The following is a 20985-nucleotide window of genomic DNA, read 5'->3' on the forward strand; positions in this document are numbered from 1 at the left end:
GGTTCCGGGAAATCGCGCCAGCGAATGCCAAGTTACCGATTGGGCCCACGCGCCCGAGGGCGCCAAAATGCAGACGCGCCAGCGGCTGCATTTTGGGAGGGCGTGGATGGGCCCACGCTCGCCAGGTTCCCGGGAAATCGCGCCAGCGAATGCCAAGTTACCGATTGGGCCCACGCGCCCGAGGGACCCGAAGCGAGGCACGAGCTTTGGGAGGGCGTGGGTGGGCCCACGCCCGCCAACCACCGATTGGGCCCACGCGCCCGAGGGACCCGAAGCGAGGCACGAGCTTTGGGAGGGCGTGGGGACTAGTACCAGCCCACGCTCTGTGAGTGGTTCCACGCACCGCACGGCGATCCGTATCGGTTCTTGATGTAGCCCAGACCCCAATTAATTTGAGTACGGTAATTGGTCAGCCAGTCTGATCCGGCGGATGCATACTTGCCCGGAGGCAGCGACTGGGCGATTCCGTAGGCCCCGCTGGAGGGATTGGTGGCGTTAGTCAGCCAGCTGGATTCACGATCCCACAACTGGTTCAAACACTGAAACTCGCCCTGCGCCCAGCCATTGGCAGCCATTTGAGAGGATGCGTAAGCTCTGGCGCCCGCGGGGTCATTGACCGCACCGCCGGGGATGTTGGGCAGCAGCACCTCCACAGGAATGAAACCTCCTCCAGGGGCTGGTTGCGCGGGCGGAGTGACAGGCTCCGGCACCGGGGCAGGCGCCGGATTTGGGTTAGCCGGATTTGGGTTAGCCGGATTGGGTGCCGGGTTGGGAAGAGCAGGCTTTTGTTGTTGAGCCTGTTCCTGGGCTGCAGCTTGCTCCTCGGCTTGGCGCTTGGCTTCGGCAAGGCGCGCAACTTCGGCGGCACGGCGCTTGGCTTCCTGTGCCTCGTTGTAAGCTGCCAGCGCGTCTTGGCCCTGCCTATACTGTGCTTCCTTGGCTGCGGAGGTGTTGTTGAGGGTGGCTAGCTGTGCGGTGAGCGTGGCGCTCTGTTCCTTCTTGGCGTCAAGCGCCGTCACCACGGCCGTCTGAGCCGCCACGGCAGCGTCCCTGTCCGAAAGTGCTTCGGAGGTCAGTTGTGCTTGGGCAGCCTGCGCGGCCTGGCGCGTTTGCTCCAGTGCGTCTGCAGCTTTTAGCGATTGCGTAGCCTTGGCCTGCTTGAGGGCTGCCTGCTCCCCCACCTGCTGCAGCAGTTCTACCCCGTTGAGGCTTTCTGGCGTATCCAGTGCGGCCACGGTTGCAAAAAGGCCGAAATCGGTGCCGCCGTTTTTGTAGCTCTGCACGGCGACGGCGACGGCATCCTTTTTGTTCTTGGCGGCCTGATCAGCTGCACGGTTGACCTGCTCATTCAACACACTCACCTCTGCCGCGGCGGCATCGAGTTTGCGTTCCGTCAGTGCATAGGTGGCACCGGCCTGTACGGCAGCAGTGCCCACGGTGCCCGCTTCACTTTCCAAGGAGTCCAGCAGTTGTCCAATCTTGGACACTGCGGCGGCGGTGGCACTGGCGTTGCCCTTGGCAGCTTGGACTTCCGCCCATGTTGGGAAGCCCGACGGCGGCGCATCCTGGGCCAGTGCCGGCCCGGCGCTCATGCCACAGACGAGGAAAATCCCTGCCGTCATGGTGCCGGCAAGGAATCTACTCAGGGGCGGAAGTTGAGTGCGCATATGCCGTCAGCTTAGCGGCTACTGCGGCCTTCATGCAGAAAAGGGCATCGGAACACCGTCTTCCATTGGATTTTCGGATCAGTCTTCCATGAGACTTTCGTCGATCACGTCGCCAACGATCCCAAACGCCAAGGACGGGTTGAAGCCTTTCCTGGCCAGCATGGCTATCCACCGGCGAGTGTACTTATCGCGTTCTGACCGGTCCCCTAGGTTCATGGACGGACGGACCTTACGCAAGACAAGATCTCGGGCCTGGTCCCGCTCCGTAGCGTCATCAACCTGAGCCAAGGCATCTTCAATGAGGTCTTCGGCAATGCCTTTCTCGGCTAGTTCCCGACGCAACGCACCGCGGGCCAGCGATTTGTACAGTGACCGACAGCGGACCCACTCCTGAGCGAATTCGGCGTCGTCAATGAGCTTGACCACCTCGAAGCGGTCCAGTACTGCCTCGGCAACATCCTCGGGAATGTTATGTTCGGCCAGCTTTTGACGGAGCTGAAAGCGACTCTTGGGAGAGTGCGTCAATTGGCGTAGCACGATGGCTCTGGCCACTGACGCCGGGTTGGCGTCAGGGTCCAGATCCTGCCCTCGACGTGCGGTATTCATGGGCGCCCTAGAAGCCGTCCACAGCCTTGAGCTTGGGAGCAGCTTCAGCCGGAGCCTCAGCGATGACGCCGACGCCCAACTTGGCCTTGATCAACCGCTCCAGCTCATCGGTCAGCTCGGGGTTGTCCTTGAGGAAGCGGCGAGAATTCTCCATGCCCTGGCCCAGCTGATCGCCTTCATAGGTGTACCAGGATCCGGATTTGCGGACAATGCCGTGCTCCACACCCATGTCGATGATGCCGCCTTCACGCGAAATGCCCACACCATAAATGATGTCGAACTCTGCGATCTTGAAGGGCGGGGCCATCTTGTTCTTGACAACCTTAACCTTGGTCCGGTTACCGACTGCATCCGCGCCTTCCTTCAAGGTCTGGATTCGGCGGATGTCCAAGCGGACGGACGCGTAGAACTTCAGGGCCTTTCCACCCGTGGTGGTTTCCGGACTGCCGAAGAACACACCGATCTTTTCACGCAACTGGTTGATGAAAATGGCGGTGGTCTTGGTCTGGCTCAGGCGTCCGGTGATCTTACGCAGAGCCTGGCTCATGAGCCTGGCCTGGAGACCAACGTGACTGTCACCCATGTCACCTTCAATTTCCGCGCGCGGCACCAGCGCGGCGACGGAGTCAATGACAATGACATCCAGCGATCCGGAACCAATGAGCATATCCATGATCTCCAGGGCCTGCTCACCGGTATCCGGCTGGGAAACGAGCAGCGCATCGGTGTCAACACCGAGCTTTGCTGCGTACTCCGGGTCAAGAGCGTGCTCAGCATCGATGAAGGCTGCGAGCCCGCCAAGCTTCTGGGCACTGGCCACGGCGTGCAGAGCCAGTGTTGTCTTACCTGATGATTCAGGCCCATAGATTTCAACGACACGCCCGCGGGGCAGGCCGCCTATGCCCAGAGCCACGTCCAAGGCGATGGATCCGGTAGGGATCACTTCAATGGGTGCCCGAACATCATCACCCAAGCGCATGACTGAGCCCTTGCCAAATTGCTTGTCAATTTGGGCCAATGCTGCTGCCAGCGCTTTGTCACGGTCTGCGGGAGCGGCCATGATTCACCTCGGTCTTTCCTTTGCGCCGTTTCCGGCCCCATGAAGTGCGCGATGGGCGCGATCCACGGTCTGTGGTTAATGCGGTCAGTGCTTACTGAAATGCTGTACTGAAGTGCCCCAGCACTTTGTCTTGGTCACCGGTTTCCCAGCTTCTTGCGAGCTAAAGCGAACCCGCTGGTTCGTCTTCGTAGCTAAAACGCTAGTTCAAGGGTCTGACATTGTCTGCCACCGCCGAGGCGTTAGACCCTAAATTGTGGAGAACTTTTCATTCCTCCACAGCTCGGCACTCAAGCCAGTATAGGGAATGTCGAATAAGTATTCGAACATTTCACGGCGTGTCGTCGAAGTTAGAACAGCCGATTCGAAGGCTACAGCTCAGATGCGTGGCTAGTTCTTGGGCTCAATGTCCCGTCCGAGCCACCGGGATGGCGGCACATCTTGGACCTTGCACACCTCGTGCCAGATCTCCTTGGGGTCGAAACCGGCACGCAAGGCATCGCTCGCAGTGTTTCCACCCACTCCGGCCAAGACCAGATCCCGGGCTAGAACCCGTGAATAGGAGGGGCTGAATTCGTCATCCATCAATCGCCAAAATTCGCTAACTCTCACTCAGCTATTCTCGCATGAGATCATCACTGAGCTGGCCTCGGAGCAGGCTAAAGATGGCACGAGCAGCAGATGGCACATGACGCCGGCAAGAGCAGCCGGCCCAGGAAGTCACCCTTAGAATTGATGCATGACAAGTCCTGCCGCGCACGGCACTTCAACGAGCAGCACCACGGCTGCCGGCATTGAGCTACTCGAGTGCCACTTGAGCCTTCTGTGGCGCCGGGCCCGAGCAATCAACTACCAACTCACCAGTAATGTGCATCCGGATTTAGAGCCGGCCGCTTACGGACTGCTGAATATCCTGATGCACCAAGGCGGCATGCGCTTGACGGATCTTGCTCGTCGCGTTGGCGTTGGCAAGCCAACGGTCAGCCGTCAGATTGCTGTCCTGCTTTCCTTAGGTCTGGTGGCCAAGGAAGAACACCCGAAGGACGGCCGGGCCCAAGTCATTGATTTAACCCCCGCGGGCCTGGCGAAGCTGAACTCGATTAATTCCGGGCGGCAGCGTGCCTTCCATGAGCGGTTGGCCGGTTGGGATGAAACTGAACTCGCCGATCTAGCCAGGTTACTGGCCAAGCTGAATACCGACCTGGGCCGCTGAACCGACGCAGACCACGAAATTGAACCAGCGTTGGACCAAGAATTTGTCAGGAAAAAACCGGCCCCACCGTAAGGGTGGAGCCGGTTTTTTGATGCTCGATTTTCAGGCTGGCTTTGTCGCTCCGCTGACTGCGGGCGCTCAAAGCCTGTTAGACGTTGGACATCAAGCCTTTGTTAAGTTCGTCGGAGAGTTCCTCGTTCAGGTCTCTGCCATAACGTGCGGCGAATTCCTGGGGAACAGTGTCCGGGACAGCCACGCCTTCGGCGATGGCCAGACGGTCGCTCACTTCACGGAGCATGATTGACAGTGGAACGTCCAGGGCTGAACAAATGGAAGACAACAGCTCTGAAGATGCTTCCTTTTGTCCGCGCTCGACTTCACTGAGATAGCCCAGAGAGACACGTGCATTGTGTGAGACTTCGCGGAGAGTGCGGCCTTGACGTTGACGTACATCTCGCAGAACGTCGCCAATTTCGTGGCGTAGTACCACCATTTTGCGTTCCTTCTGCTGATGTGGTTTTGCGTCCGCCAAACCCACATCCCGCCAGCGCACCACGCCGTTTACGGATACGGGTTGTTTCACCATCGGTATCGCCTAACTCCTAGATTAATCACTGCAGTTCAAAGGTTTGCGTTTTCCGGTGAAAACTTCACTGGAAGCCGCTTTGCCCGCTTGGTGTTCCTATCCTAGAGGGAAAGGAAGCATTTAGCGTTCATCATGACTAACTATCTTGTTACAACTTTTGTTCCCGAGCATCTTTGACTGTTGCAGCCAACAGGGCCAGGGCAGCCTGCGTGGCCTGCACCCGGATGGCCTCCCGGTCTCCGGAAAAGCGGAACTCCTGGGCTGTGGCCACACCGTCAAGGGCCACTCCAACATAAACCAGGCCAACTGGTTTTCCTTGGTGGGCATCAGGGCCTGCCACGCCCGTGGTGGCGATTCCAAGGCGCGCGCCCACTGCAGCACATACTCCCAGAGCCATGGCGCAGGCCACCTCGGGGTCTACTGCTCCCTTAGTTGCCAACAGCGCCGCAGAAACTCCCAGCAGCTTTTCCTTGACCGAGTTCTGGTAGGCGATCACACCGCCTTGCAACGTGGCAGAGGCACCGGAAATTTCTGCAATTGTTGCGGCCACCATGCCCGCTGTCAGCGATTCGGCTGTGCCGACTGTGACGTTTTTCGCAATGGCGTCAGCCACCAGCGCGCCCAATCCACCGGGCCCGAGCAGAGAAATCGTGGCGTCCATGAGGTTTTCTTAGCCCTCTGCCGCGTTCCGGCCGGAGCCGTTAACTCCGTTGCTGCCGCGCCCGGACCGGACCAGTTGTCCGGCCTTGAGAACGTAGTCCACGCCGGTGACAAAAGTGACGGCGAGGGCTACCAACATGACGACCAACGCCAGAATGCTCAGCAAGTCGGTGGCCGGGGTAATGGGCAATAGGTAGAAGAAGATCGCCACTGTCTGCAGCACGGTCTTGAGCTTGCCACCCTTAGAGGCGGCCATGACACCGTAACGGATCACCACAAAGCGCAGCAGGGTAATACCAATTTCACGCACCAGCATGACAATGGTGACCCACCACCACAGCTCACCCACAGCGGAAAGCATGATTAGGGCCGAACCGATCAGCAACTTATCGGCAATAGGATCGGCAATCTTGCCAAAGCTCGTGATGAGCCCACGCGCCCGGGCGATGTCGCCGTCGAGCTTGTCAGTGTAAATGGCAACAACGAACAAGCCCACCGCCAACCAGCGCAGAGGTCCGTAATGGCCGTCGTCGGCGATGAAGGCCCAAACAAAGAAGGGGACCATCACAATACGGAATAACGTTAAAGCGTTGGGAAGATTCCAATTCGAAGGGCGCGGCGCCACCGTTTCACTCACAGTGCAAGGCTAACGGCAAAGTGGGCTGGCACAGCATTTTCCGCCAGGACGGCAGTTGCTGTTAGGTGACTTAGTGTCCTGTCAAAGACCATGCGTCCTCGCCACCTTCGTCATCATCACCGTCGTTGTACTCCACAGCTTGGGGGCGGCTGGCCAAATCATCGGCCACCAGATCCCCGCCCCAGCCATGGTTGGCGTTGGCGTTCTCGGCCAGTGCCGCGGTCATGGGGTCTGCCACAACAGGCTCTACGCCGGCGTCAGCACTGACCGGGCCGTCACCGCGGATGGCGGCCAGGGTTTCTGCGAGATCGTCCGGCTTGACTAGCACATCGCGGGCCTTGGAGCCTTCTGAGGGGCCCACCACGCCACGGGACTCCAGAAGGTCCATGAGGCGGCCAGCCTTGGCAAATCCGACGCGGAGCTTGCGCTGCAGCATGGAAGTGGAGCCAAACTGCGTAGTGACCACCAGCTCGGTGGCTTGGAGCAGCAGGTCCATGTCATCACCAATGTCATCCTCGATGACCTTCTTGGGCGCATCCACCGCAATAACGTCCCGGTAGGTGGCCTTGAGCTGGCCCTTGACGTGATCCACCACGGCCTTGATTTCAGCCTCGGTAACCCAGGCGCCCTGAACCCGGACAGGTTTGGACTTGCCCATGGGCAGGAACAAGGCGTCACCTTGACCCAGCAGCTTCTCAGCACCGGGCTGATCCAGAACCACGCGGGAGTCGGTGACGGAGGAGGTGGCAAACGCCATACGCGAGGGCACGTTCGCCTTGATCAGACCCGTCACCACATCCACTGAAGGACGTTGCGTGGCGAGTACCAAGTGGATACCAGCCGCGCGGGCCAGCTGAGTGATACGCACAATGGAATCTTCCACGTCCCGCGGAGCTACCATCATGAGGTCGGCAAGCTCGTCCACAATGACCAGCAGGTACGGGTAGGGACGCACCACTCGCTTGGAACCTTCGGGCGGGTGCACGGTGCCAGCCTTCACGGCCTTGTTGAACTCGTCAATGTGCTTGAAGCCGAAGTTGGCCAGATCGTCGTAGCGCGTATCCATTTCCCGCACCACCCACTGCAGGGCCTCGGCCGCCTTCTTCGGATTAGTGATGATGGGAGTGATCAGGTGCGGCACACCCTCATACGCCGTCAATTCCACGCGCTTGGGATCCACCATGACCATGCGCACCTCATCGGGTGTGGCGCGCATCAAGATGGAAACGATCATGGAATTCACAAACGATGACTTACCGGCACCAGTGGCACCAGCAACCAGCAAGTGCGGCATCTTGGCCAAGTTGGCCACCACAAAGCCACCCTCAACATCCTTACCTACACCCATGACCATGGGGTGTTCGGTGCGGCGGGCATTCGCCGAACGCAGCACATCCCCGAGGACCACAATTTCCTTATCGGCGTTGGGGATCTCAATGCCGATGGCACTTTTGCCCGGGATGGGGCTCAGGATGCGCACATCGGAAGAAGCCACTGCGTAAGAGATGTTCTTACTCAGCGCAGTCACCTTCTCTACCTTGGTACCCGGTGCCAGTTCAATTTCGTAGCGAGTCACTGTGGGACCACGGCTGAACCCGGTGACGGCAGCATCAACGTTGAATTGCTGCAAGGTGTTGGTCAGCGCATCCACCACAGCGTCGTTGGCTGCCGTGGCATCCTTGCCGGGAGGGCCAGCCGGTAAGTATTCCGAATCAGGCAGCGTGTAGGTGACGTCTCCCGAGAGTTGGAGCTGTTCCGATCGTGCCGGGATGGGCGTTGGCGGCGCCATCGGCGGGGCGGGAATGGCACGTGCCACCGCAGCGTCGACGTTGTACACTCCCCCAGCGTTAGGAACCGCCGCGCGCGGATCCCGTGGCGAGTTATCGGAAACGATGCCGATGGCCTCGGTGATGGGTTCGCTGCTGCTTTGCGCGTCATAGACCTCGGAAGAGGTGGGCAGACCCTGACGGGCCTTGATCTTATCTGCCGCGAGCTGATCGCGGGTGGGCCGTCGGACTCCTGGCCGAAGGGATGGAGCGGACGACGCCGAGTCTTCGCTGCCGTCTTCATCCCCCTCTATGAGTGGGGTATCGAACGCTTCAACGCCGAGTAGATTTGCTTCTTCCTCGGCGTCCTTGGCCGCCTTCTGGCGGGCGCGCAGACTGCGCGGCTTCTTCGCCGGCGCCTGATCGTCATGCTCGTAGAGATAACTCTGATCATGGCCGTCGCCACGCGGTTCCGTGGCCGGGGCGGTGCCCATGAGTTTTTCGTACACCCCACGCAGGCGATCCGGGATGTGGCGCACAGGAGTGTTGGTCAGCACCAGCACACTGGCAAAGGCCACGAGTGAGAAGAAAATGATTGCGGTGATGGAGCCCAGTTTCGCGACCAAGCTTCCACTGAGCGCACCCACCATCCCGCCGGCAGCACTGAGAGCTTCAAAACCTCCGGCAATGTCCGGGTTCCCTGCCACAACATGCGCCAGGGCACAGCCTGCCACGGTCATGATGGCGAAACCCAGAGCCACCCGGTTATTGGTGGACATGTTGGTGGGTTGGCGGAACACCAGCACGGAGAAGATCAAGAACATGGGTGGCAGCAATGCTGCAAACCAACCAAAAGTACCCTGGAAGACGCCACGGACGCCGTCGGCCACCGGACCGCTCAGACCCCACCATTCGAAGGTGGCAATGAGGATAGCTAACAAGAAGAACAGCAGCCCGGAACCGTCGCGGCGTTCCTGCGCAGCCATATGGCTCTTGTCGGTGCCCATGCGTCGGATCGCGCCACCTACCAGGTGGCCGAATCCTTGCCAGAAGGACACTGCCATGCGCACAGGCCACACCAGATGCGTCTCTGGCACGGCAGCGGAAGGTTTGTTGCGGGGCACCGGCATCTTCGTGGTCTTGGGGCCGCGCGCGGAGGCAGCGCCCTTCTGACCGGAGGACTGACGGGCGGGGGTAGAACGAGTCGCCATGGTTCTAACGGTACCTGCCAGAGCCCGCAATCACGCGAATTTGGCCCCTGAACAGGCCGTGGTGGCAGGCACAATGACGAACCGGGGCTGCGACCATTCCGTGGTTTATACGCAGCTCGGGCGGACCCCACTGCGTATAAAAAACTGCACTTTGCTTATACGCAAGAAGGTACCGGTGGCATTGCGGCACAGTGAGAGTGCCGCAACCTCGCCGGGCGTGGCGTGCGTATAAGCAAAGTGCGCCGCTGCGGGCTACGCCTCTAGGACCACCGGGATGATCATGGGGCGGCGGCGCAGCTTCCGGTTGACCCACGTGCCGATCACCCGGCGCACCACCTGCTGGAGCTGGTGGGCGGTGTGGTCGGTGTTGGCCATGACGGCTTCTTCCAGAGCTGCGGCGATCTTGGGCTTAATCTCGTCAAAGACGGAATCGTCCTCAGCAACACCGCGGGCGTGAATATCTGGACCCGAGACAATCTTGCCGGTGGCGCGATTGACCACAGTGATGATGGAGATGAAACCCTCATCACCCAAAACGCGGCGATCCTTCAAATCGGCATCGGTGATCTCGCCAACGCTGTGACCATCCACGTAGACAAAACCGCATTCCACCTGGCCCACAATTTGGGCCACGCCGTCCCGCAAATCAATGACGGAACCGTCTTCGGTGAGTAACACGTTTTCGGCCGGTACGCCGGAGGAGATGGCGATCTTGGCATTAGCGATCAGGTGCCTGGTTTCTCCGTGCACCGGCATGACGTTCTTCGGCGTCAAAATGTTGTAGCAATACAGCAGCTCACCGGCAGCTGCGTGCCCCGAGACGTGCACCTTTGCGGTGCCCTTGTGAATCACGTCGGCACCGCGCTTGAGGAGGCCGTTGATGATCCGGAACACGGCATTTTCGTTACCCGGGATCAGTGATGACGCCAGGATGACGGTGTCGCCGTGTCCTACCGAAATCTTGTGGTCCCCGTTCGCCATGCGTGACAACGCGGCCATGGGCTCGCCCTGCGAACCGGTGGACATCAGGACCACCTGGTTATCGGGCAGGTTGTCCACGTTCTTCAGATCCACCACAACATCGGCGGGTACGTGTAAGTAGCCCAGTTTCTCAGCGATACCCATGTTGCGGACCATGGAGCGGCCCACGAATGCGACCTTGCGCCCGTGCAGGACAGCGGCGTTGAGGACCTGCTGCACGCGGTGCACATGGGAGGAGAAACTGGCCACGATGATGCGCTTGTCGGCTTTGCCGAACAAGACCTCAAGGGTGGGTCCAATCTCGGCTTCACTGGTGGTGAAGCCCGGGACGTCGGCGTTGGTGGAATCCACTAAGAACAGGTCCACGCCTTCTTCGCCCAGACGGGCAAAGTGGCGCAGGTCCGTGATGCGGCCATCGAGCGGCAGCTGGTCCATCTTGAAGTCGCCGGTGTGCAGCACGGAGCCACCCGCCGTGCGGATAAAGACGGCCAGTGCATCCGGGATGGAGTGGTTGACGGCAATGAATTCACACTGGAACGGGCCGAGCTGTTCCACCTGCTCTTCTTTGACGGTCAGCGTATAAGGCTTGATGCGGTGCTCCATGAGCTTCGCCTCAACAAAGGCCAGCGTCAGCTGCGAGCCGATCAGGGGGATGTCATTGCGCAGACGCAAAAGGTATGGGACAGCACCAATGTGGTCTTCGTGGCCATGGGTAAGAACCACACCGACTACGTCCTCGAGCCGGTCCTTAATGTAGGAGAAGTCCGGCAGGATGACGTCGACGCCGGGCTGGTCTTCTTCAGGGAAGAGAACACCGCAGTCAACGATGAGCAGTTTGCCATCCATTTCGAAGACGGTCATGTTCCGGCCGATCTCGCCGATGCCGCCCAGCGGCACGACCCGCAGGGTCCCCGGGGCCAATTCCGGCGGGGTCCGCAGGCCCGGCTCAGCAATTTGGGTCATTTAGACGTCCATTCCAGCTTCCGCAAGGTCAGCCTTGATCATGGCGATCTCGGTTTCACTCGGCTCCACGAGGGGCAAGCGTACAACCGAGTTGGACAGGATTCCCTGCCACTTAAGAATTTGTTTGACGGCAACGGCGCCCTGAACATGGCCCATGGTGGCACGGATGACCGGATCCAGCGCGAAGTGAATGGCGCGTGCCGTGACGAAGTCTCCGGCGGCGGCGGCATCAATGAGCGCACGGAACTGCTGGGGCGCCACATGGGCGCTCACACTAACAAGTCCGACGGCGCCGGCGGACATCAGCGGCAGCGTCAGTCCGTCGTCGCCCGAGTAAACATCGAGGTCCGTGTTGGCCAGGACACGGCTGGTTTCGGTGAAGTCTGCCTTGGCGTCCTTCAATGCAGTGATCTGCGGGTGATCGGCCAGCTTGATGATGGTTTCGGTGGTGATGGGAACACCGGCGCGGCCGGGGATGTCGTAGAGCATCACGGGAAGATCGGTGGAGCTGGCAATGGCCTCAAAGTGGGCCTGGATGCCGGACTGGCTGGGCTTGTTGTAATACGGGGTCACCAAGAGCAATCCGTCGATGGCCAGCTTGGCTGCACGCTGTGACAGGCTGATCGAGTGCCGGGTGTCATTGGTTCCGGTGCCGGCGATCACGCGAGCACGCCCACCGACGGCGTCGATGACAGCCTGGAACATGCCCAGATTCTCTTCATCGGTCAGGGTGGATGTTTCACCCGTTGTACCGGTGACCAGGATGCCGTCACAGCCGTCGTTCACCAGCTTATTGGCCAGGTTCCCGGCTGCTTGATAGTCCACTTCACCGTCGGCGGTGAATGGGGTGACCATTGCGGGCACCAAGGTTCCAAACGGGCGAAGTGAAAGTTTTGAGGCAGACATAGCTAAAACGTTACCCGCTACTTGGTGTTTTCACGCAACGCTGTCCGCCAATGACACCAACACGGCGTAGCCGCTGGCACCGCCTGTGCCCTACTTCCTACGGGTGCTGCTTCCTATGGCAGGGATTCCAGGAACGGCAGCCATTCATCCAGCACGGGTTGTGCCGGGATGAGCGTGTTGCCGTGATTGCGGCCGGGCAGTTCCACGAAGCGGGCCTGGGCCATGAGGCTGGCAGCACGTTGGGAATCGGCCAGCCGCCCTGTGTCCGCGGTGCCGGCCATCAGCAAAGCCGGGGTGGTGATGGCCGCCAGAGCGTCCTCTGGAACCGCCGCGTCCGCCTGCGTTTGAGCGAAGTAGGCCCGCAGAGCCCCGGCATCATTGGCCAGGAAAGCAGCCTTGGTCTGGGCGTCCAATGGACGCCCGATCCGCGCCTGCCAGCCATCAACAAAGGCGGGCATGCCGCCCATGGCGAGGGCGCCGTCGTACTCGGGAAAGAACAGCCGCCCAATACTGCCGGGCTCAATGTGGTAGCCGCCGCCCAGCGAGGTGATGGAAAGAAGGCGCTCCGGGGCCGTGACGGCCAGTGAGAAGGCCATGCGTGCGCCCACGGAATAACCACCGTAATGGGCCTGCGGCGCATCCACGGCGTCCAGGACGGCCAGGGCATCGGCCACCAGCGTCTCCATCCGGTAGGCGTCCGGGGTGAGCGGTTTGGAACTGCGACCGTGACCGCGCAGGTCCATGGTGATGACCTGATATTGATCGCGGAACGCCTTGGTGTAGCCAAATCCGCGCCAAATGGCTTTACTCAGGGCGCTTCCGTGGACCAGCAGAAGGGGCGTGCCCTTCCCCACCACGTCGTAAGCGAGTTCGACGCCGTCGTGCGGGTTATGGGCGAAAGGCACGTCCTAAGCCTGTTTGAACAGGGCGATGGCGTCGCGCATGGACTTGCGGGCGCGCTTGCGGTCGCCGGCGGCATCGTAGGCGCAGGACAACCGGAACCAGGAGCGCCAGTCTTCCGGAGCAGCCTCGGCTTCGAGCTGGTACTTGCCGAACTCTGCGTCCGCGGCGGCCCGATCAATGCGACCACCGGGTGACCTGGGCAGGTTGTCCTCGGGCAAGCCACCTTCGGCTTCCAAAATTCCGGCCATCTTCTCGGTGCGGGCACCGAACATGATTTCGGCGACCAGCGCCCAGGCTGCCACAAATGGAATAACCAGGTAGGCGGCACCCATCAGCTTGGCGACCCACTCGGAGTCACCCAAGAGCAGGACGGCGCGCTGCATCATGACCACCATGTAAAACACCAGCAGCAGGGCGATCAGGGCCACCCAGATTTTGGTCTTTGAGATTTTCATTATCGGTGCCTTTGCGCTGGTTTTTGCTGTCTCTGCCATGGTCTTAGCCGTCCAGATCAAGGTAGCCGTCAAGGCCTACTGTGAGTCCGGGGCGGCTGCCCACGGTGCGTACTCCGAGCAGCACACCAGGCATGAAGGATTCATGGTTGTAGGAATCGTGACGGATCGTCAGGCCCTCGCCATGACTACCAAAGAGCACTTCCTGGTGGGCCACCAATCCGGCCAGGCGGACGCTGTGGACGGGGATGCCGTCCACGGAGGCGCCACGAGCGCCGTCGAGCTCGGTTTCGGTGGCATCAGGGGCATCAGGAACACCGGCGGCGCGGCGGGCGGCGGCTACCAGTTGGGCTGTGCGCAACGCGGTTCCCGAGGGAGCGTCAACCTTGCGAGGGTGGTGCAATTCAATGATCTCCACCGAGTCAAAGTACTTAGCGGCCTTGGCGGCAAAGTGGCTGGCCAATACCGAGCCCAGCGCAAAGTTGGGGGCGATCAGCACGCCGGTTTCAGGGTGCTGCGCCAACAGGGATTCCAACGCCGCAAGCCTCGTGGCATCCCAGCCAGTGGTGCCGACGACGGCGTGGATACCGTGCGCCACGGCAAAGTGGACGTTGGCTTCGGTGGAATCGGGCACCGTCAAATCAACCACAACCTGGGCACCGCACTCCAGCAACACGTCCAGGGAGTCGGCACGACCCAGCGCCGCAACCAGTTCCATGGCCGGCGCGGCGTCGATGGCCGCCACGGCGGCCGTTCCCATTCGTCCCTTGGCGCCGAGCACGGCCACCTTCAGCTTTTCACTCATGGGTTTAAGCCTACTGGCTTTTGGGTGAGCCCTGATCCGCACCGTAATCTGTGCCCTCGCCGGGGGCTTTCCCTGCGCCGACCCATTCCACGGAACCGTCACTGAAGAACTGTTCCTTCCAAATGGGCACCTCGGCCTTGATCCGTTCCACCAGCTCCGAGCACAGCTCAAAGGCCTCGGCCCGGTGGGAGGACGCCACTGCGCACACCAGCGCCGGTTCGCCAATGGCCAGCGGTCCCACGCGGTGCGCCACCCATATCCGCACGGGGTGCCCGTCGGGGTCGCTGACACTATCCACCAAGGAGGCCACCACCTCGCCGAGCACTTTTTTGGCGAGTGGATGAGCGGTGTAGCTCAAGCGCTCAACGGATGCTCCGCCGTCGTGGTTTCGCACCACGCCGCTGAAGCTGACCACGGCGCCAGCGGTCTGCGATTCGACGGCGGCGATGGCTGCGTCCACCGAGATGGGTTCGGCGCTCAGCAGTGCCGCCACAATTTCCACGTTAGTGCCCATGGGTGCCTGCCACCTGTTCGCAAAGATGTTTGATGATGGGGTCCAGCACGGCCAGTCCGTCCATGACGCCCGACGGCGACCCCGGCAAATTCACAATCAGCGTGGTCCCGGCGAGCCCGGCGTAACCGCGACTGAGCACGGCCATCGGCGTCTTCGCCAGCCCTGCCGCGCGCATCGCCTCCATGATCCCGGGAATGTGCCGCTCCAGCAGGGGCAGCGTCATTTCCGGGGTCGCATCTGTGGGGCTCAGTCCCGTGCCGCCGCTGGTCAGCACGACGGCGGGACCTTGCGTGAGCACGGCCCGCAGCGCCGCACCGACGGGGGCACCGTCCGGCACCACCACGGGGGCGCTTGTCTGGAATCCGTGTTCGTTGAGCCAGTCGATAATGACCGGCCCCGTCTTGTCGTCGTAGACGCCCATGGCCGCCCGGGTGGAGGCAATCACGACGGCGGCGCTCCCCAGATGGGCGGCAGGCTCGCAGGCGCTCATGCCTGGCCGCCCGTGGTGTCTGTTGCGGTGGGTGCTGCGGGTGCAGCGGTGTGGGTTGCGGGCCCGCCGGGGCCGGCCACCACCCAGCTGCCACTTTTGCCACCGCTCTTGGCCAAAACCTGAATCCCGGAGATGACGGCGTGCTTGTCCACGGCCTTGATCATGTCGTACACGTTCAGGGCAGCCACGGATACGGCTGTCAACGCCTCCATTTCCACGCCGGTCACGCCCCGGGTCTTCACGGTGGCGAACACGGTGACCGCCTGGGCACCCAGCTCAAAGTCGACCGTGACCTTGGAGATGGGCAGGGGGTGGCAGAGCGGGATGAGCTCGGATGTCTTCTTGGCTCCCATGATGCCGGCAATGCGTGCCACGGCCAGGGCATCGCCCTTGGGCAGTCCGCCGCTGCCCAGCAGGGCCATGACCGCGGCGGTGGTGCTCACGGTGCCGGTGGCGGTTGCTTCGCGCGTGGTCACCGCCTTGTCGGAAACGTCAACCATGGCGGCCGTGCCGTCCTGGCGCAGGTGGGTCAGGACGCGTGCTTGGGGTGGCGTTGAATCAGGGAGCGGTTTTTCAGAGGTAGTCACAACAGCCATACTTCCACTTTTGCCCCGGCCTGCAATTCGGTGACACCCGCCGGGACCTGGATCAACGCGTTGGCCTGGGCCAGTGAACCCAGCAAATGGGACGAGGACCCGCCAACCTCGCGCACCGAAGGGGCAGATTCAAATTCCGGCCCTGCATAAACACCACGACGGATCTGGTGCTTGCCCTCCGGGGAAGACATGCCGTGTTCCAGGACGGCCACCACGCGGTGCCGAAGCGCCGGGGCACCGAGCAGCGCCGAGAGGGCCGGGCGAAGGAACAACTCCACGGACACGAATGCACTGACAGGGTTCCCGGGCAAGCCGAGGAACGGCACGCCGCGGAACGTCCCCAGCCCCTGCGGGCCGCCCGGCTGCATGGCCACGTGGACAAAGTCCATCTGCGCCTGCGGACCCGCATTGCCCAGCGCCTGCTTGACCACTTCAAACGCGCCGGCGCTGATGCCCCCGGCGGAAATGACCATGTCGCAGCTCGGCTCGGGCGGTCCACTGCCAGCCTGCAAACTGCCCACATGCCCTTCCAACAGGCGCAGTAATGCCGCAGGGTCGTCCCTCACAACGTATGAATGGAGAACCTCTACGCCGGCCTCCTCAAGTCCCGCCCGCAGCAGCGCCTCGTTGGCATCAAAAATCATGCCCGGCGGCAGTCCGTCCGCCGCGGCAGGATCTCCGGGGGCCAGAACCTCGTCGCCGGTGGTCAGCAGCAGCACGCGCGGCCGGCGCCGCACCGGCAGCTCCGTGAATCCCAGCGCCGCGGCCAACCCCAGATGGGCTTGGTTGAGCAGGCTTCCTGCCGCCGCAACCACGGCGCCGCACTGCACGTCGCTGCCGCGCTCGCGGACAAACGTTCCGGCGGCTGGAACGGGCAACGCCACACTGCCTCCCGCGGCCACAAACTCGCTCGGTACGGCCAGCTCAACCGGCACCACCGCGTTGGCGCCCGCCGGCATCATGGCACCGGTCATAATGGGGGCGGCCGTGCCGGGATCCAGCGCGGCCGGGACCGCGCCGGCGGCAATGGTGTCCCCCACCAAGAAACTGAAAGTGGTTGATTTGTCCGAATCAGCCGATTGTGAATGCTCCTCGGCCACCAGCTCGCCCGTCACCGCGACGGCGTAGCCGTCCATCTGCGAATTGGGGAAGGGCGGCAGGTCCAGGGGCGCCACCAAGTCTGAGGCCAGCACCCGTCCCAGTGCATGGGCCAACGGCAAGATGGTGCCGCCGTCGTCCATGATGGAAGCGGGCAGGCCTGCCCAGCTCCGGCGCAAAAGCCCTTCGACGGCCTTCTGGTGTTCGGCAACTGTCCTGCGCATGGCGTCCTTCCGGCGGACGCCGGTCGGCACCCTTTGAATCAATCCTAGGTGAGCCGCGCAAAGACGCGACGATGCCCTGCGGGTCTGCATGCGGTTGCTTTGCTACTGTGAAACTTTGCCGCACGAAGGATTGGGCTCTATGAACCTGCCGTCAAACATGAGCTGGCTGCTCGACGATGCACTCCTGGTGGGTGTGCCCCTCATCGCCGCACTGGCCGCCTCGTTGCTCTATCCTGCCTGGTTGGCGCTGCGCGGCGATTGGCGTTCCTGGACGGTGGCCCCGCCCATCCTGACACTGCGCAAGAAACTGCCCATCAACCATTACCCGTTCACCTTGCTGTGCGCGGGCCTGGCAATCCTGGCCGTTATGCCGTCCCTGCTCTTTGAGGCGCTGAATTGGGAGCAGGCCCGTAAGTTTATGTGGACCGTGCCGTTTTGGATCCCGGGAATCCCTTGCGTGTTATCCGTCTACTGGTGGCCGCCGCGTCTGGGACCCGCGTGGTATCGGCGTTGGCGGGCTGCCGGGGGCGTAACCAGCGTTCTGCCCTGGACGGCCGCGGAGATCGCGGCCGCAGCCGCACTGCCTGAGAGCCGGCGGAAGGCGCGGATCCTGCGCAACATAGACGTTTCCAAAGCCTTTGTCGAACGGGCGTTGACGCGGGGCGCCTAGCTCGGGAGCCGCCGTCGTGCTGCCCTGCCCCGCCGCGCAGTAACACCCGCCGGCCTGGGGAGGCGCCGGAACACCAATAATGGCGTAGCGTTGGAGCATGGATACCAAAGCTGTGGCACTGGGCATGCCTGAACTTCGCCCCGTCTCCCCCGGACTTGGTGCGCCCCGGACCGGCGGCGCCGAAACCGGCCTGCTGGACCAATTCGGCAGGGTCGCCACAGACATGCGTCTGTCCCTAACGGATAAATGCAATTTGCGCTGCACCTACTGCATGCCAGAGGCCGGTTTGGAGTGGCTCAAAAAGGACAAGCTCCTGACGGCCGCCGAGATTGTTCGGCTGGTAGGTCTGGGCGTGAATCGCCTCGGCGTGCGAGAGCTGCGGTTGACCGGTGGCGAGCCGCTGGTGAGGGCCGATCTTGTGCAGATCATTGCGGCACTGCGAAAAAACCACCCTGACTTGCCCATCTCACTGACCACCAATGGTGTGGGGCTGGCGAAGAAGGCTCAGGCACTGGCCGACGCCGGGCTGACGCGCCTGAATGTCTCCATGGACACCATTCACCACGACGCGTTCTTGCAGCTCACCCGCCGCCCGTTCCTCGACCAGGTCAAGGCCGGGATTGAGGCCGCCGCTGCCGCAGGCATGAAACCCATTAAGATCAACGCCGTGCTTCTCCGCGGCATCAATGACACCACCGCGGCGGAGTTGCTGCAGTGGTCCCTGGAGCGTGACTACGAACTGCGTTTCATTGAACAAATGCCGCTCGACGCCGATCACGGCTGGACGCGCGATGGCATGATCACCGCCGCCGAAATCCGCGCCCTGATCGCCACCGACTTTGAACTCACACCGGATCCGCGCGCCCGCGACGGTGCACCTGCTGAACGCTTCGAAGTCCGGCGCCACGGGTCAACAGAGCTGCTGGGCACCGTGGGCATCATCGCCTCGGTCACGGAACCGTTTTGCGCAGATTGCCGCCGCACCCGCATCACGGCCGAGGGCAAGGTCATGAGCTGCCTGTTCTCCCTGACCGAAGTTGACCTGCTGGAGCTGTTGCGTGCTGGTACTTCCGCGCACGACGACGACGCCGTCACCGCCCGCTGGCAAGACGCCATGTGGGCCAAGCCGCGCGCACACGGCATGGGGCACCCCGGTCTGGGAGACGCCGACTTTGTCCAGCCGGACCGCAGCATGAGCGCCATTGGAGGATAAGCATGCACATACGATTCTTCGCCGCAGCCGCAGCCGCAACAGGTGTTGAGGAACAGCGCGTAGACCTAGTAACACTGGCCGAATCCGCACCGTTCACACTGGCGGACCTTTCGGCGTATCTGGTAGCCAGCTTCCCGGTGTCAGCCTCCAGCCACGCTCCCCCGCTGGCCGACATCCTGACCCGGTGCAGCTTCCTGGTCAACGAGGTATCCACGCGCGACCTGGCCCGGGCGCTCACGCCTAGCGACGTGGTGGACGTGCTGCCGCCGTTTGCCGGCGGCTAACGATCACAGAAGGCCGGGACCTTGGAGCCGCGAGACAACAAATGCCGCCGCTCCTGCTCATTGCCACCGTTATAACGGTGGCAATGAGCAGGAGCGGCGGCATTTTGTGCCAAAGAGAACGGGCTACAGGCCGAAGGTTTCGGTTTCCTCGAAAGGACCAACTACTGTGATGGTGCGCGGGGATGCCGCGAGCTCACGGGCCAGATCCTGGATTTCCTCCGCCGTGACTGCACGGATGCGGTTAAGGGTCTCGTCAATATCCAGGAACTGACCCGAGACAAGCTCGGAGCGGCCCAGACGGGACATGCGCGAGCCGCTGTCCTCCATGCCCAAGACAATCCCACCCGAGAGTTGCCCCAGGGCTTTCTTCAATTCTTCCGCGGTTACGCCGTGTTCCGCCAGCTTGTCCAGTTCTGCTTCCAGCAGTCCGATGACCTGGCCCACCTTGGCCGGTGAGCAGCCAGCGTACATGCCGAAGTAGCCCGTATCGGCATAGGAGGAAGCGAAGGAGTAAGTGGAGTACACCAGTCCCCGCTTCTCCCGGATCTCCTGGAAGAGCCGCGAGGACATGCCGCCGCCAAGAATCGAGTTCAGCACGCTCATGACGTAGCGGCGTGAATCGGTGGCACGCAAGGACGGGCAGCCCAGAATGATATTGGCCTGCTCCACTTGACGCTTCACCACGTGCAGCCCGGCGGTCCCGGTGACCGCAACGGCTTCACTGGCGCGGCGCTGCGCGGGGGCAACGCCTTCATCCAAAGACCATCCGGCCGTGCGCAGAGCCTTGAGGACCTGCTTGCAGACGTCGTCGTGGTCGAGGCCGCCAGCAGCGGTGATGACCAGCGTTTCAGGACGATAGTGCTTTTGGTAGTGCTCCCACACGGACTCTCGCGGAACGGTCTTGATAGCCTCCGGAGTGCCCCCGATGGGACGTCCTAGGGCGTGGTCACCCAGGACTGCTGCAACAAAATTCTCATGTGCAACATCAGTCGGGTCATCGCCATCCATGGCGATTTCCTCGAGGATGACGTCGCGTTCCTGCTCCAGCTCTTCCGGATCAATCACGGCGGAGGTGACCATGTCAGCAATGACGTCGATGGCCATGGGCAGGTCGGTGTCAAGCACGCGTGCGTAATAGCAGGTGCTTTCCTTGGCAGTGGCAGCGTTAGACTCCCCGCCCACCTCGTCAAAGGCGGACGCAATTTCCAGTGCTGTCCTGCGTTTGGTTCCCTTGAACAGCAGGTGTTCAAGGAAATGGGTTGAGCCGTGTTGGCCCTCGGTTTCATCCCGAGAGCCAACACCAACCCAGAACCCGATTGTCGCACTGCGCTGTCCGGGCATGGACTCAGTGAGAACCCGTACTCCCCCGGGCAGGACCGAGCGGCGCACAACGGCGCCGCCGGCCTGACCGGAGATTACGGTGGAGTCACTGCCATTGTGGCCGTCAGCAGCGCTAAGAAGCGGCAAAAGGGTGATCGCCATG

General features: G+C 61.9%; 22 protein-coding genes. 4 read left to right on the forward strand and 18 right to left on the reverse strand.

Features of this window, described 5'->3' with window-relative positions:
- Positions 1–305: 305 nt before the first annotated feature.
- From AS189_RS20410 to AS189_RS15055, 4 genes are all read right to left on the reverse strand, one after another.
- Positions 306–1667, reverse strand: a complete 1362-nt coding sequence (locus tag AS189_RS20410; protein WP_062290637.1) for a coiled-coil domain-containing protein — start codon at positions 1665–1667, stop codon at positions 306–308.
- Positions 1668–1745: 78 nt separating this feature from the next.
- Positions 1746–2273: a regulatory protein RecX gene (locus tag AS189_RS15045; RefSeq protein ID WP_062290639.1), complete on the reverse strand. Its 528-nt coding sequence runs from the start codon at positions 2271–2273 to the stop codon at positions 1746–1748.
- Between the two features lie 7 nt (positions 2274–2280).
- Complete coding sequence (recA, locus tag AS189_RS15050) at positions 2281–3333, reverse strand: recombinase RecA (protein WP_062290642.1); 1053 nt, start codon at positions 3331–3333, stop codon at positions 2281–2283.
- Positions 3334–3720: 387 nt separating this feature from the next.
- On the reverse strand, positions 3721–3942 hold the full coding sequence (locus AS189_RS15055) for a DUF3046 domain-containing protein (protein ID WP_062290645.1): 222 nt from the start codon (positions 3940–3942) through the stop codon (positions 3721–3723).
- A 127-nt stretch (positions 3943–4069) separates the two neighbouring features.
- Between AS189_RS15055 and AS189_RS15060 the strand changes: the two genes are divergently transcribed.
- Positions 4070–4543 (forward strand): MarR family winged helix-turn-helix transcriptional regulator, encoded by a 474-nt coding sequence (locus AS189_RS15060; protein ID WP_062290648.1) that lies wholly within the window; start codon positions 4070–4072, stop codon positions 4541–4543.
- Positions 4544–4691: 148 nt separating this feature from the next.
- Here the strand turns inward: AS189_RS15060 and AS189_RS15065 are convergent, their stop codons facing one another.
- The 13 genes from AS189_RS15065 to glp all read right to left on the reverse strand — a co-directional run bounded on the left by AS189_RS15065 (position 4692) and on the right by glp (position 17335).
- On the reverse strand, positions 4692–5129 hold the full coding sequence (locus AS189_RS15065; protein ID WP_062290651.1) for a helix-turn-helix domain-containing protein: 438 nt from the start codon (positions 5127–5129) through the stop codon (positions 4692–4694).
- A 148-nt stretch (positions 5130–5277) separates the two neighbouring features.
- Positions 5278–5790, reverse strand: coding sequence for a CinA family protein (locus AS189_RS15070; RefSeq protein WP_062290654.1), 513 nt, complete (start codon positions 5788–5790; stop codon positions 5278–5280).
- A 9-nt stretch (positions 5791–5799) separates the two neighbouring features.
- Positions 5800–6426: a CDP-diacylglycerol--glycerol-3-phosphate 3-phosphatidyltransferase gene (pgsA, locus tag AS189_RS15075; protein WP_062290657.1), complete on the reverse strand. Its 627-nt coding sequence runs from the start codon at positions 6424–6426 to the stop codon at positions 5800–5802.
- A 70-nt stretch (positions 6427–6496) separates the two neighbouring features.
- A complete protein-coding gene (locus AS189_RS15080) occupies positions 6497–9403 on the reverse strand; it encodes an FtsK/SpoIIIE family DNA translocase (protein WP_062290660.1) in 2907 nt (968 codons plus the stop codon).
- Positions 9404–9655: 252 nt separating this feature from the next.
- Positions 9656–11347 (reverse strand): ribonuclease J, encoded by a 1692-nt coding sequence (locus AS189_RS15085; RefSeq protein WP_062290663.1) that lies wholly within the window; start codon positions 11345–11347, stop codon positions 9656–9658.
- Positions 11348–12253, reverse strand: a complete 906-nt coding sequence (dapA, locus tag AS189_RS15090; RefSeq protein ID WP_062290666.1) for a 4-hydroxy-tetrahydrodipicolinate synthase — start codon at positions 12251–12253, stop codon at positions 11348–11350.
- Between the two features lie 113 nt (positions 12254–12366).
- Positions 12367–13158, reverse strand: coding sequence for an alpha/beta fold hydrolase (locus AS189_RS15095; protein ID WP_062290669.1), 792 nt, complete (start codon positions 13156–13158; stop codon positions 12367–12369).
- Between the two features lie 3 nt (positions 13159–13161).
- Complete coding sequence (locus AS189_RS15100; protein WP_062290671.1) at positions 13162–13611, reverse strand: hypothetical protein; 450 nt, start codon at positions 13609–13611, stop codon at positions 13162–13164.
- A 43-nt stretch (positions 13612–13654) separates the two neighbouring features.
- Positions 13655–14413, reverse strand: coding sequence for a 4-hydroxy-tetrahydrodipicolinate reductase (gene dapB, locus AS189_RS15105; RefSeq protein WP_062290674.1), 759 nt, complete (start codon positions 14411–14413; stop codon positions 13655–13657).
- A 10-nt stretch (positions 14414–14423) separates the two neighbouring features.
- Complete coding sequence (locus tag AS189_RS15110) at positions 14424–14927, reverse strand: molybdenum cofactor biosynthesis protein MoaE (RefSeq protein ID WP_062290677.1); 504 nt, start codon at positions 14925–14927, stop codon at positions 14424–14426.
- The gene (locus AS189_RS15115; protein WP_062290680.1) at positions 14917–15417 is read right to left on the reverse strand and encodes a MogA/MoaB family molybdenum cofactor biosynthesis protein; all 501 of its coding nucleotides are present in this window, start codon (positions 15415–15417) and stop codon (positions 14917–14919) included. The genes AS189_RS15110 and AS189_RS15115 overlap by 11 nt, the downstream gene beginning before the upstream one ends.
- Positions 15414–15917, reverse strand: coding sequence for a cyclic pyranopterin monophosphate synthase MoaC (moaC, locus tag AS189_RS15120; protein WP_237760077.1), 504 nt, complete (start codon positions 15915–15917; stop codon positions 15414–15416). The genes AS189_RS15115 and moaC overlap by 4 nt, the downstream gene beginning before the upstream one ends.
- A gap of 83 nt (positions 15918–16000) precedes the next feature.
- Complete coding sequence (gene glp, locus AS189_RS15125) at positions 16001–17335, reverse strand: gephyrin-like molybdotransferase Glp (protein ID WP_082634554.1); 1335 nt, start codon at positions 17333–17335, stop codon at positions 16001–16003.
- A gap of 139 nt (positions 17336–17474) precedes the next feature.
- On the opposite strand from glp, the gene AS189_RS15130 reads away from it, so the two are divergent.
- The 3 genes from AS189_RS15130 to AS189_RS15140 all read left to right on the forward strand — a co-directional run bounded on the left by AS189_RS15130 (position 17475) and on the right by AS189_RS15140 (position 19502).
- On the forward strand, positions 17475–18005 hold the full coding sequence (locus AS189_RS15130) for a hypothetical protein (RefSeq protein WP_062290685.1): 531 nt from the start codon (positions 17475–17477) through the stop codon (positions 18003–18005).
- A 97-nt stretch (positions 18006–18102) separates the two neighbouring features.
- Entirely contained in the window at positions 18103–19218 is a 1116-nt protein-coding gene (gene moaA, locus AS189_RS15135; RefSeq protein WP_129587294.1) for a GTP 3',8-cyclase MoaA, read from the forward strand.
- A gap of 2 nt (positions 19219–19220) precedes the next feature.
- Complete coding sequence (locus AS189_RS15140; RefSeq protein ID WP_062290688.1) at positions 19221–19502, forward strand: MoaD/ThiS family protein; 282 nt, start codon at positions 19221–19223, stop codon at positions 19500–19502.
- Between the two features lie 123 nt (positions 19503–19625).
- Here AS189_RS15140 and AS189_RS15145 read toward each other — a convergent pair whose 3' ends face one another.
- Positions 19626–20984, reverse strand: coding sequence for a M16 family metallopeptidase (locus tag AS189_RS15145; RefSeq protein WP_082634343.1), 1359 nt, complete (start codon positions 20982–20984; stop codon positions 19626–19628).
- Position 20985: the final 1 nt, after the last annotated feature.

Origin of the sequence: Arthrobacter alpinus (assembly GCF_001445575.1) — a bacterium.
In the GTDB taxonomy this organism is placed as follows: Bacteria; Actinomycetota; Actinomycetes; order Actinomycetales; family Micrococcaceae; genus Specibacter; species Specibacter alpinus_C.

Coding starts and splice junctions, on each gene's coding strand:
- AS189_RS15115 (WP_062290680.1), bottom strand. CDS start 15,417: ATGAGCGCCTGCGAGCCTGCCGCCCATCTGGGGAGCGCCGCCGTCGTG.
- AS189_RS20410 (WP_062290637.1), bottom strand. CDS start 1,667: ATGCGCACTCAACTTCCGCCCCTGAGTAGATTCCTTGCCGGCACCATG.
- AS189_RS15100 (WP_062290671.1), bottom strand. CDS start 13,611: ATGAAAATCTCAAAGACCAAAATCTGGGTGGCCCTGATCGCCCTGCTG.
- AS189_RS15140 (WP_062290688.1), top strand. CDS start 19,221: ATGCACATACGATTCTTCGCCGCAGCCGCAGCCGCAACAGGTGTTGAG.
- AS189_RS15070 (WP_062290654.1), bottom strand. CDS start 5,790: ATGGACGCCACGATTTCTCTGCTCGGGCCCGGTGGATTGGGCGCGCTG.
- AS189_RS15060 (WP_062290648.1), top strand. CDS start 4,070: ATGACAAGTCCTGCCGCGCACGGCACTTCAACGAGCAGCACCACGGCT.
- AS189_RS15130 (WP_062290685.1), top strand. CDS start 17,475: ATGAACCTGCCGTCAAACATGAGCTGGCTGCTCGACGATGCACTCCTG.
- dapB (WP_062290674.1), bottom strand. CDS start 14,413: ATGAGTGAAAAGCTGAAGGTGGCCGTGCTCGGCGCCAAGGGACGAATG.
- AS189_RS15080 (WP_062290660.1), bottom strand. CDS start 9,403: ATGGCGACTCGTTCTACCCCCGCCCGTCAGTCCTCCGGTCAGAAGGGC.
- dapA (WP_062290666.1), bottom strand. CDS start 12,253: ATGTCTGCCTCAAAACTTTCACTTCGCCCGTTTGGAACCTTGGTGCCC.
- AS189_RS15145 (WP_082634343.1), bottom strand. CDS start 20,984: ATGGCGATCACCCTTTTGCCGCTTCTTAGCGCTGCTGACGGCCACAAT.
- AS189_RS15065 (WP_062290651.1), bottom strand. CDS start 5,129: ATGGTGAAACAACCCGTATCCGTAAACGGCGTGGTGCGCTGGCGGGAT.
- moaC (WP_237760077.1), bottom strand. CDS start 15,917: ATGGTTGACGTTTCCGACAAGGCGGTGACCACGCGCGAAGCAACCGCC.
- AS189_RS15110 (WP_062290677.1), bottom strand. CDS start 14,927: ATGGGCACTAACGTGGAAATTGTGGCGGCACTGCTGAGCGCCGAACCC.
- AS189_RS15045 (WP_062290639.1), bottom strand. CDS start 2,273: ATGAATACCGCACGTCGAGGGCAGGATCTGGACCCTGACGCCAACCCG.
- AS189_RS15085 (WP_062290663.1), bottom strand. CDS start 11,347: ATGACCCAAATTGCTGAGCCGGGCCTGCGGACCCCGCCGGAATTGGCC.
- moaA (WP_129587294.1), top strand. CDS start 18,103: ATGGATACCAAAGCTGTGGCACTGGGCATGCCTGAACTTCGCCCCGTC.
- glp (WP_082634554.1), bottom strand. CDS start 17,335: ATGCGCAGGACAGTTGCCGAACACCAGAAGGCCGTCGAAGGGCTTTTG.
- recA (WP_062290642.1), bottom strand. CDS start 3,333: ATGGCCGCTCCCGCAGACCGTGACAAAGCGCTGGCAGCAGCATTGGCC.